The organism is Paenibacillus xylanilyticus, assembly GCF_013359935.1.
Classification (GTDB): Bacteria; Bacillota; Bacilli; order Paenibacillales; family Paenibacillaceae; genus Paenibacillus; species Paenibacillus xylanilyticus.
This window is the reverse complement of sequence record NZ_JABMCB010000187.1, coordinates 20396-32092: the sequence shown is the minus strand read 5'-3', so window position 1 is coordinate 32092 and position 11697 is coordinate 20396. Positions and strand designations below refer to the sequence as shown.

Sequence of the window (11697 nt, the reverse complement as noted above, 5' to 3'; positions counted from 1 at the left end):
GTATCACAAAAAGAGCACACCCATCTATTAAATTCGATAGACTGGCGTACTCTTTCTTTCATAATCTCTATGCAGCTGCCTGTATGGCCTCTTCCTTGCGACTAATTGCATAAATGGCGGATACCAATCCCAGCAGTATGAGAACGGATCCTACCCAGCCGTTGTATAAAATGGATGAGTGATTAATCACGATACCGCCGATATACGTGCCGAAGGCAATCCCTGCGTGGGCGATCCCCGAGTTGGTGCTGATTAACGTTTCAGCTGTTTCCGGAGATGTTTTCATAATCAGACTGTTCTGTACCGGCGTAACCGTCCAGCTCAAGGCACTCCAGATACTTAACAGGAGCATGAATGCAATCAATGGCAGTTCAATGCTGAATGGAATGGCAGCCATGCTCACGATGAAAGGAATCAACACAATCACAATCGCTTTTGCCGGATGCAGGCGATCCGATAACATGCCGCCAATTCCCCCACCTGCTACAGCTGCGATGCCAAACATCATATAGATAAAGGTGACCATGGTAGAACCAGCACCCAATGTTTCCTGGAGAAACGGTGTGAAATACGCATATAACGTCAAGTGACCCGCGAGAACCAGCAAGGTGGTAACGTGGATTGCCAGCATTTTCGGATTCCAAAGGGCAGCAAACTGCCTCTTGAGTGAGACTACAGGAATTGGCTGTACACGTTCCATGACCATCCCAATAGCCACCATCACAATGGCAGTAAGAATGGCTATGAACAAAAAGACTTCGCGCCATCCGGCCAGATTACCTACGAAAATTCCGAGCGGCACACCCAGAATGAGCGAAGCACTCCCCCCCATGGTGATGATTCCTACGGCACGCCCTTTGTACTGCGGCTCCACAATTCGCGCAGCCAGTGTAAGGGAAAGCACAAAAATAAGCGAGCCTGCTGCAGCACCAAGTGCCCTGCCCGCCATCAGTATATAAAAGCTGGTACTGAATGCGGAAATGAGGTTACTGACCAGGAAGATCAGCAGCGTACACATATATACCTTTTTACGTTCAAATCTGGCCGTTACGTTTAACAGAATAGGTGCAGATATGGCATAAACCAACGAAAAGATGGAAATTAAATATCCGGCTTTCGCCAGAGTCAGATGAAGATCTGTGGCAATCAGGTCCAGAATTCCGCCCAAAATAAGCTCTACGGTTCCAACCACAAAAGCCGCAATCGCAAGCAGGTACACTTTATTGTTCATGTTTTTGAATCCTCCCCAAAAGTTACAACTACGATAGTAACCTATAAAGAGTGAGATTTCAATAAAAAAAAAACTATTCATAAAAGAATAGTTTTCTAATAAATCAGCCTGGCCAACAACTTGGATATTTCTTCATCCTGCAGCAGCTGATCCCCATACTTTTTGGTTATTTGAGTAAGGGCAATATCATGATAGAAATAATCCGTCATCGCTTTGACGATCGGCTTGGACATGGTCTTGATTGCTTTCCATGAATCATGCTCCATCCCAGCAAACAACAGATAGCTATGGTCAACGATGAGCAGCTGCAGCGGTTCCAGCTTGTCCAGGATGGGGATTAATGCATATTTATGAGTCAGGGACGTCTCTAATCCTCCCACAGACAGGACCTCAACGTGGACCCCCTGCTGTTCCTTTTGCTCCAGAAGCGTACGATAGTTCTCCATCTTCTCATTCCAGGCCAAAAAAAGAATCGATGAATCAGCCTCCTCAATGAGCTGCTCGATATTGGAACCAATCGATGTTTCATCCTTTAGCGTCCAGATATGCTCATCCGTGAACGTTCGTTTGATCTTATAGGTCTTTAATTCCTCAATATCCTTCTCAAAGTCCGCTCTGATTTTTAAAATAATGGACTGAAGATCAACTGCCGTGTACAGTTTTTTCTTGCCATGCATCGTGGTCAATACAATGCCTTTATCGATAAGCCGATTGAGCACTTCATAAATCTTGGCTTTGGGAACATTGGAGTGATTGACAATCGATGATGCATCAAGCGGTTCTTCCTGGGCAAAAATAGCCTCATACACCTGACTTTCATATTGGGTAAAACCGAATTTCTGCAGCATGATCGGACCCGCGCTCCTTCTTATTATGTATCGTTTGCTACATTCCAGTTTAGACATCGTCCCCGCCCTTGTCCAGTTTCATATAATGGACTTCCAATGGTTATATTAAGATCCGGGTACACATTTTGATCGCAAAGGAGCTGCATTCGTTCATGGAGAGCACCCACGAATTTGTACAAAAGGTCAATGAGAATGCTGAGAAGGCCCGTCATAACAAGAACAATGGCAAAGGAACGCCCAGCGACAAGCTGCCTACCAAGCAGCACGGCACGAAAAAGTAATCTGGCGTGATATTGCCGGGTGGAGCGAAACGGTTCAAGAACCAGGAAAGGGATCTCGGTATGAGATCCTTCTCTTCCTTATCTCATCCCATGAATACAAACTATTACTCACCGTAAGGCTTCCTTAGTAGCGGTCATGTACCCTCTCATCCCCCCTCCTCCAACTATTAATTCTTACCAAGCTGTTTTGAATAATCTATGGAACACCTGCAGCATACCTACTTCATATCGAGCAATGACATCGGTTTTAAAATCGTATACCGTAAAAGAACGTCCACGATCAGCGGCGTTTTATTGTTAAAACGCAAGTAACAAGAACAAAAGGATGCCTCCACATATGGAGATGCATCCTTTTGTATGTTCTATCACTGATGTGATCATCGTTGCCAAACTTATTTGACATTCATGTAACGTTCGTATGCATCTGTACGGATCTTCAATAATTGCTCCAGACCCATATCGTTCAGCTTTTGGATGTAAGCATCCCAGCCTTCTTCGATCCCGCCTTTGGTTACCCACTGGGCACGCATCGTCGCCACGTATCCGTCAATATCAGTCGTCAATGTCGGCAGCTCCTGGAATTCTTCCGCATTATACATGACCTTCGGATATGGCGTGGTTACATCCGCACTTCCCAGTTGATCGATCTGCAGCTTAAGTCCATCCCCAGCCTGGGGATTCAGCTTTATTTTATCTTCGAAGGAAGGGCTTACATATTTGGGTCCAAAATCACGCAAAGATTGATCCCAGTACCATGCATCGGCGCTAGTACCTGCAGGCGGGTCCATCAATGTGTAGGTGCTATCCTCATTTTTCTGAATTACGGTCCCAATGGCACCCCAGAAATTCTGGATGCTGGCCTCGTTCGTATAGAACTGATCTGCCCAGCGTGCGGCAACTTCCGGAACAGTGCAGGAAGTCGTAATGAGCAGCTCGTTACGGGCCAGATTCATGCCACCCGGGTCGCCCGGCTGATACCGTTTGCCGTCAGGTCCAGCGATGGGCGCAATGGCCTCATATTGGTCGCTCCATTTTCCAAAGACAGCATCCGGTGTCCATTGGTTGCTGAAGCCAACAATCGGAATATCTGCATTTTGCCACTTGGCGGATGTCATAGTATTATCATGCGTGAATAATTCCTGGTCAATTAATCCTTCAGCGTACAGTTTATGGGTATAGGCAAGTGCTTCCTTGTAAGCTTCGGTTGTGGGGTAAAACACCGGCTTCCCTTCTTGTATCATCATGCTGCTTCCGTTGATGTCCGTGATTCCGAATGGATTCAGAAAATCCACATTAAGCCCCGTTTCCGTATAAGGAATTTCGTCCGGTTTGCCATTTCCGTTAGGATCCTGTTCTTTGAATGCTTTTAGCACCTGATATAGCTCTTCTGTTGTCTGTGGCGCCTTTAACCCGAGCTTGTCGAGCCATTCCTTGTTAATCACAGGCTGATTTCTGCTTTTTGGACGGGCAGGCAGCCTGGTTGGCATGGAATAAATTTTGCCGTCGGGAAATGTACTGATTTTTTTCATTTCGGGCGTTTCTTCCATGGCTGCTTTTAAGTTAGGCATATAGGAGTCGATATACTCATCCAGCGGACGGAAATAGCTCAGATTGTTCACAATATCCGAATCACTGAACACCTGATCCCCGAGAATAATATCCGGAAGCGTGCCACTGGCAAGCATAATCGATTTTTGTTCCCCCCAGTCGTTGGAGGACATGACCTGCCACTCAATATGCACATTGGAGTTTTTCTCCAGATCCTTCAGCCACTGATTCTGGGTAAAGGTATCCCCCATATTGCCCCAGCGAACTGTCAGCACTTTAAGTGTGACCGGATTATTGACGATCGGCAGACCTTCCTGGTTAAAATCACTTGTTACTGTAGTTTCAGTGGTCTCACCACTAGTTCCACTACTGCACCCAACCACGCTTACCAGCATGACCGATACGAGAAGCAGGCTACTTATTCGGGTGAATAACGTCTTGCTCATCTTTTTCCGCATGTTGGAACCCCCCAGATTCGTATTTGATCTTAAGCTGGCTTACTCCTTCACCGCGCCAATCATCACCCCCTGATTGAAATATTTCTGAATGAAGGGATACACACACATAATTGGAACAGTAGCGATGATGATTACGGAGTATCTCATTAAATTGGCCAGACGCAGAGCGACTTGTGCCGCTTCACCGGTTCCCATTCCGGACTGCATCTGATTCGTAATCAGGATGTTGCGCAATATGAGTTGAAGCGGGTACAGATTGGGGTCTTTCAAATAAATTAGGGCGTTGAAATAGGAATTCCAATACCCCACAGCAATCCATAATCCCAATACGGCAAGAATGGCTTTGGACAGCGGTAATACGATCAATATGAAATATCTGAGATTGCCACAGCCGTCAATCTGGGCTGCCTCCCATAGGTCATTCGGTATACTCGTCTGGAAAAATGTCCGGGCGACAATCATGTCAAATACCACCACAGAGAACGGAAGCACCATGACCAAAAATGTGTTATACAAGTTAAAATCACGTATCGTCAAAAAAGTTGGAATCAGTCCACCGCTAAAAAACATCGTAAAGATAAAAAACAGTGAGAAAAATTTGCGGCCAACCAAATCCTTCCTCGATAATGCATAAGCCGCCGATACATTGACAATTAGTCCAATAAGCGTTCCCACCACCGTGTACATAATGGTATTGCGATAGCCGATCCAGATGTTCTCGTGCCGCAGCAGTTCCTTATAACCTTCCAGTGTAAAACCCTTGGGAAACACCCAAACCTGTCCGTTAGCCACAGCTGAAGGATCGCTGAACGAAGCAATCACAATAAAATAGATAGGATAGATGACCACGATCAGAAAAAGAACGGCAAAGACATACAGCAGGGTCTCACCAAAGGAGAGGCGTGGCCGCCTTTTGGCACGGGGAGTTTTGTTTATTATTACGGGTTCCATGGCGTTCATTTCGCTTCCCCCTTTACCATAGACTGTTTTCACTGTATTTCTTGGATAACTGGTTGACCATGATGAGCAATATGAAATTGATGAGCGTATTGAACAGGTTGATTGCAGACGAGAAGCTGTATTGACTGCTGAGCAAGCCGATTTTGTAAACATAAGTGGACAGAATCTCACTGGACAGGATATTCAAGTCGTTTTGCATGAGATAAACCTTTTCGAATCCAACCCCAAGTAATCCGCCAACCCGTAAAATGAGCAGCGTAATCGCGGTAGGCAGCAGCATCGGAATATCAATGTAACGAATTTTGTGCCACCTGCTCGCCCCGTCCACAGTAGCAGCTTCATAGAGGCTCGGATCCACAGCAGATAGTGCCGCAATGTAAATAATGCTGTCCCACCCGGCGTGCTGCCACACATCAGACCAAACGTATACACTGCTGAACAGCGAAGATGAACCCATCAGATCCGGCGCCTGCCCACCAAACAACTGATATATGTTTCCTACCAGACCTGTACTGGGAGAGAGCAGAATCAGCATCAGTCCTACCATGACCACTGTCGAAATAAAATGAGGCATGTAAGAAATGGTTTGAAAGAATCTCCTGAACCGGCCTGCTCTCATCTGGTTCACCATTAATGCCAGCATAATGGGAATTGGAAATGTTGCAAGACTGTACAAGCTAATCAGAAGTGTGTTGCGAATGGTATTCGAGAACTGATAGGAATGAAAGAACTTCTCAAAATATTTAAATCCTGCCCAAGGGCTGCCCTCAATTCCCAAGGCCGGACTGTAATTTTTAAATGCAATTAACACACCATACATTGGCTTGTAGGCAAATAATAGCGTCAACGTAACAGCAGGAAAAAGCAGCAGGTACAGTCCCCAGTTTCGCCTGATTCTCTCCCACGTCTTTGCGATTTGAAGTTGTTCGCTCCTCATGAGTATCCCCTCTCTTCCCATTATGTAATGGTGCGCATGTTCTCCCCATCCATCCCTCTTCTCCGGGAACGACTTCAGTATAACTCGTTCCCTATTCTGATTATCGGACCTAATTATGCTGTTATTCGGACTTCAGCTGTTCCATTTCTGGTCCTGTGAGAAAGGCACATGATAAGAGCGTGGGATATTTGGTGTTATCCGGACCTCTGCATGTGCATTCCGGACTTCTGGCTCATCAGCCGCAAATCGTTATGCTTTTTTCAACAATAGGTTTTATACTATTCCTGAGAAATTAAAGCGCATTCATAATCAAGTAACAAGAAAGTGGTGCATTGATCCATGTCAAAATTGAACGCCATCAAACCTTATCCCATCCGCCATTATGTCCGCATGATGATCGGTATTTCCTTTATCGTGCTCATCTTGGATCTGGTGATCAGCATTGCTTCGATTTCCATGGTCAAACAGCAATCCACTCAATACTTGCAGGATGCGGCCGATCTGTACATCAATCGCATTAATCATGATTTTGCTTACATTAATCATTTCATGGGCTGGACACTGGCCAATGACGAGAACCTGAGTACCATGAATACCTACGGTGTGAACAGCATTCCGTTCTTGAAGTCGAATGAGAAACTGCACAAGCTTTTCGCCGAACTACAGCGGAACTATGGCCAGGCATATCATTTCTTTTATTATCTGGAGAACAGTCAATATTTCCTTAACTGCGCACCGATGAGCATTCCCTACTCTGATTATTTGGAAGTAAAGAGTCAGATTATCACACTAACCCGTGATAAAGGTGTATATGAAAAATTTTATTCCCGCTGGACACCGATTCACGCAAACGGCACATCATATCTGATCAATATCGTACCTTACTACAACCGGTATTTGATTGCTCTCATTTCAGCCGACGAGCTGATCGCTCCTCTACAGCAAATTAATCTGGGAGCAAGCGGTTACGCTTCGCTCGTCAATGAGTACGGAGAACAGCTGTCTGGACCTCCAAAGGATCGTAACCTTCCTGCATCAAAACCTTCCTTTCTCGAGCGCTTCCAGTCCAGCAATGTGGTCAGCAGTACGTTCTCCAATGCGGCATTCAGCGCTCATATGGTCATCAAGTTCGGTGCATTTGAGAAAATAATGGTAGCTCAACTGCTCATTATGCTGCTTTTTCTGATCGTGACCTCGACGTTAAGTGCGATTATGCTGTTTTTCAGAAGGAATCTGCTTATCCCGATTCAGCGATTTTCCCGAAACCTTGCGCGCATTAACGAAGGCGATGAAGCAACAGACTTCAAGAGCACCCGGATTACGGAGCTGGAACAAGTGAATGAACAGTTCAAGGAACTGGTGAGCCAGATTAAACGATTCAAAATTGATCGCTACGAACAAGAATTGGAGAAGCAGCGTATACGTTTGGATTATATGAAATTACAGATCAAACCCCATTTTTTCCTGAATTGTCTGACCAGCATGTACAGTATGGCACAGATGCAAATGTACGAAGAAATTGAAAGCATGGCGCTCGCAACCTCGCGGTATTTCCGTTATATCTTCCAAAGTGACGAAAATTTTGTCCTGCTTGAGGATGAGATTGAACACGTACGAACGTTTCTGGATATCCAAAAATCACGCTACCGCGATGCTTTTTCATATCGAATAGAACAATCCGCTAACATCAATGGCATTGTAGTGCCTCCTCTCGTGATACAGACATTTATTGAGAATGCCGTCAAATATGGAGTTTCGAGAGATCGGGAGTTATGTATTACGTTATCCGTAACGGAACAGCAGCTGGACAATGGTGATCAGATGGTCATTCGGATCAGTGACACAGGCCCAGGTTTCTCTCCGGAAATTCTTGATTTGCTGATGCGAGGAGAAGTTCTGGAACAAACAGGAGGCAACCGGATCGGCATTATGAATACCATTCAGCGGTTGGAGCTGCTTTACCGTCACGATGCGAATATTTCATTTGCTAACGACGGAGGTGCGCTGATCGTACTGACTCTACCCAAAATGCTGCATCCCACAGGAAATCCGAAGGAGGGGTTAACACATGAATACATTGCTGGTTGATGATGATTATTTTGTTGTGATGGCGCTGGAGAAGAAATTGGATTGGAATGCGCTGGGTATCAACACCATATATACGGCCTATAATATTGCGCAGGCTAAAGACATTTTGGAGCGTCACTCTGTTCAGATCCTTATTTGCGATATTGAGATGCCCCAGGGGAGCGGGCTTGAATTACTGGCGTGGGTTCGAGAGGAGTCCTTCAACATACAAACCATTTTTCTGACCAACTATGCTGATTTCAACTATGCTCAGAAAGCCATCGAACTGCAGAGCTTTGATTATTTCCTGAAACCGATTGAATTTGACAAGCTCACGCTCATTGTTCAAAAAGCCATTGCCAAAGCCAGGGAACAGCAGTTTATTGAGAAGGCCATTCAAGAGGGGGAACTTTGGCAAAAAAATCGGAGCAAGCTGGTTGAGGACAGCTGGCGCAGGCTGATCTTTGGCAAAGCTTTTCCCTCCGGCCGTGCTGACGTCTCTTCATTTTTGACCGAGCAGCATCTGCCTTATCAAGCAGCAGATCAATTTCTTCCAATTCTGATCCATCTGTTTCCCCATGAACGAAGCCTAGGCATGACGGACAAAAACTTATTCGATTATGCCTGTTTAAATGTCATGGTTGAACAGTTTCAACATGTCTGGTTCTCCATTGAGGCCGTTACGGAGATTAAATCATATAACTGGATGGTTATTTTGAAATGGAATCAAAAGCCGGATATAGATCTACTTGAAGCCATGTGCAGCTCATTCATTCCGCAAGCAAACGAATTCCTGAAGAGTGATGCCTGCTGCAGTCTCGGTGTTTCGCGACCGTTGGAACAGATTCGCTATACCATCGATGAATTGCTCCGCATGAACGAAGAGAGAATCAAAAACCGCAATCAAACCTTCCTGCTTGCGCATTATAACGGTCAGGAACTGCATTACCTTCCGCCAGATCTTGGAATGCTGGAACAATTGCTGCAGGAGAACCGCTACACGGACTTCCTGGATCAGACAGCAGACTACATGCAGCATCTGGTCCGTAATGGAGGGAGTGGTACGGCGGCTCTTCGCCTGTTGCGTCTGGATCTGGTTCAATTAGTGTATGCCCATTTGAAAAGCAAAGAGATCGAAGCTCACAAGTTATATATGGGCAAAACCAATGATCAATTGTTCATGCAATCCCTGAACTCCATCGAGGATATGCACGCTTATATCGCTTATTTGGTCAATACCGCTGCAGATTATTTGAATTTTACCGAGCAGCCCAAGTCGGTTGTGCATGAAATTACCGAATACATTCGCAGCCATTGCGGTGAAGATCTCACCCGGAACAGCCTGGGGGAAATCGTATTTTTGAATCCGGATTATCTCGCACGATTATTCAAAAAAGAAATGGGAATATCCCTCGGCCATTATGTCATTCGTACCCGCCTCGCAGCCGCCAGACGGCTGCTCGAAACCAGTGCCCAGTCTGTTCATGCCATTGCTTGTAGTGTCGGGTATACGAATTACTCACATTTCGCCAAGCTGTTCAAGCAGGAAGTGGGATGCAGTCCAAACGAGTATAGAAAGAATGCGAAAATAAGCCGCGTATGAATTAAATTGGAGAAATTCTCGAACATTCTCATACCCAGCTGCTTTAGAATCGGCAAAATGCCACAATACAAATGCATCTGTATTGTGGCATTTCCCCATTATTTATTGGCGTTAATCACTTCATTGACTTCCTGCGTAATTTGGTCTCCACCAAGTTTTTTCCAATTGGCAACAAAGTTATCGAACTCATTGATCGGCAGGTTGCCATAGATGATTTTCAGAAATGTCTCGGCTCTAAGCTTATCGAGTGTAGCCTGTTTCGTATTCATGGTTCTCGTTGGTGCATATATAAATTCATTCATGACAATCAGGTCATTGTCCCGGTAATACTTGATGACACCTTGTGAGCTCTCTGGGCCGAAAATGCGCTCCATATGCCATTTGTCCAGATTGCCATTCCGGTAGTCCATAATATCATCATAGAACAGTTTCGCTTCAAGCTCCAGTCCGGATGTATCACCGGTTTTGAGCGCCTCTTCCACTTCATCCTGAGCTTTTACATTTTTGTTTGCAGGCAGGTTGGACACCGTTGCATTATGAAAACCGAGTCCGGTTAAGCCGTTCAAATAGGCTGCACGTTCTTTCTCTGCAGATTCACCGAACATCTTCTCAGCCTGGAAATTCAGCAGTTTAATAAGTGCTTCTGGATGCTCATACCCTTTGCGGACAGCGAATATGCCGCCCAAGCTGAGGTGATTCTGCGTTTTGGCTGGCTGATCATCAATGGATTGTACCGGATACGGCATCCAGTCTACGTTCTTGTCTTTCTTAATCATGCTGCTAACTTGGAACGGTGCCCATTGCGGCAAAAAGAACATGCCGGACTTCCCTGCATTTACGTCCTCCATCATTTTCGCAAAGTCCTTCACCCCAAATTCGGGATCCAGCACACCCTTCTGATACAGGTTTTGCAGCTCTCTCAAGCCTTCCTTCACTTCAGGCTGAATCGTACCGTTTACAACCTGACCTGATGCATCCTTGATCCAGGTTTCGAGATACCCATGGTACCCCAGCAAAAATGCATTGATTGGAAGATCCTTGTTCAATGCGATGCCATACGTATCATTTTTGCCATTGCCATCCGGGTCTTCAAAGGTGAACGCTTCTGCAATCTGGATGACATCCTGCATTGATTTCGGTGCTTCAAGCCCCACCTTTTTCAACCAGTCCTGCCTGATCCAGATCATGTCCGAAGAATCAAGTGAACCTGGAAAACTAACCATGGCGTAGATCTTGCCATCTTTGGTTACAGGTTTCAACCCCGCACCATCTTCTGCGGACATAAATTCTTTGACCAAATCCGATGCGTACTTATCATATACTTCCGTCAGATCTTCCAACATCCCGGCTTCGTGTAATTGTTCGAACTGTACAGCGCTTACTTTCAGCACGTCCGGCAAATCTCCGCTCGCAAGGGTCACATTCATTTTATCGTTATAGTTCGCATCCGGTACAATCCAGTCATAGGTTACTTCGATGCCGAGCTCATCCTTGTACCCGCGAGTCCAAATGTTGTTGGCATGTGTATCTCCTTCGGCAAGGGACTCCTTCCCGGTTTCGTTCATGGTTGAGGTCAATTTGATGGGTGGGTCATATTTGGTGAGTGGACCTCCAGCATCCTGCTGTGTTGGCGTCTTGGTTTCATTCTCTGCACTGCCCGCACCCGATGAACAGGCAGCCAGTGTCCCTGCCAGAATCATGCTAAGTGATAACAACGAAAGCCTTTTGAATGACATATTCATACGAATCCCCCTTTTTGTTCCT

9 protein-coding genes are annotated in these 11697 nt (G+C 45.6%); 3 read left to right on the top strand and 6 right to left on the bottom strand.

Translation table 11 applies throughout. The annotated features are described in order from the left end of the window. Positions 1-67: 67 nt before the first annotated feature. A complete protein-coding gene (locus tag HP552_RS16060) occupies positions 68-1231 on the bottom strand; it encodes an MFS transporter (RefSeq protein ID WP_175396441.1) in 1164 nt (387 codons plus the stop codon). 95 nt (positions 1232-1326) lie between these two features. Then, the gene (locus tag HP552_RS16055; RefSeq protein WP_175396440.1) at positions 1327-2079 is read right to left on the bottom strand and encodes a TrmB family transcriptional regulator; all 753 of its coding nucleotides are present in this window, start codon (positions 2077-2079) and stop codon (positions 1327-1329) included. A gap of 152 nt (positions 2080-2231) precedes the next feature. On the opposite strand from HP552_RS16055, the gene HP552_RS16050 reads away from it, so the two are divergent. Then, entirely contained in the window at positions 2232-2360 is a 129-nt protein-coding gene (locus HP552_RS16050; RefSeq protein ID WP_095358309.1) for a DUF4023 family protein, read from the top strand. Between the two features lie 392 nt (positions 2361-2752). On the opposite strand, the gene HP552_RS16045 is transcribed toward HP552_RS16050, so the two are convergent. From HP552_RS16045 to HP552_RS16035, 3 genes are read right to left on the bottom strand one after another with little or no spacing between them, the layout of a single operon-like run. Further along, positions 2753-4366, bottom strand: a complete 1614-nt coding sequence (locus HP552_RS16045; RefSeq protein ID WP_175396439.1) for a type 2 periplasmic-binding domain-containing protein — start codon at positions 4364-4366, stop codon at positions 2753-2755. A gap of 39 nt (positions 4367-4405) precedes the next feature. Beyond that, the gene (locus HP552_RS16040) at positions 4406-5326 is read right to left on the bottom strand and encodes a carbohydrate ABC transporter permease (protein WP_175396438.1); all 921 of its coding nucleotides are present in this window, start codon (positions 5324-5326) and stop codon (positions 4406-4408) included. Positions 5327-5339: 13 nt separating this feature from the next. Next, on the bottom strand, positions 5340-6263 hold the full coding sequence (locus HP552_RS16035; protein WP_175396437.1) for an ABC transporter permease: 924 nt from the start codon (positions 6261-6263) through the stop codon (positions 5340-5342). A 339-nt stretch (positions 6264-6602) separates the two neighbouring features. Here HP552_RS16035 and HP552_RS16030 point away from each other — a divergent pair, with 339 nt between their 5' ends. Together HP552_RS16030 and HP552_RS16025 are read left to right on the top strand one after the other, a co-directional pair. Further along, a complete protein-coding gene (locus HP552_RS16030) occupies positions 6603-8351 on the top strand; it encodes a sensor histidine kinase (protein ID WP_246310916.1) in 1749 nt (582 codons plus the stop codon). Next, positions 8332-9933 carry a helix-turn-helix domain-containing protein gene (locus HP552_RS16025; protein WP_175396436.1) on the top strand — a complete coding sequence of 534 codons (1602 nt, stop codon included), beginning with the start codon at positions 8332-8334 and terminating at the stop codon, positions 9931-9933. Before HP552_RS16030 ends, HP552_RS16025 begins: the two co-directional genes overlap by 20 nt. A gap of 98 nt (positions 9934-10031) precedes the next feature. Here HP552_RS16025 and HP552_RS16020 read toward each other — a convergent pair whose 3' ends face one another. Beyond that, positions 10032-11675 carry an extracellular solute-binding protein gene (locus tag HP552_RS16020; protein WP_175396435.1) on the bottom strand — a complete coding sequence of 548 codons (1644 nt, stop codon included), beginning with the start codon at positions 11673-11675 and terminating at the stop codon, positions 10032-10034. Positions 11676-11697 lie beyond the last annotated feature (22 nt).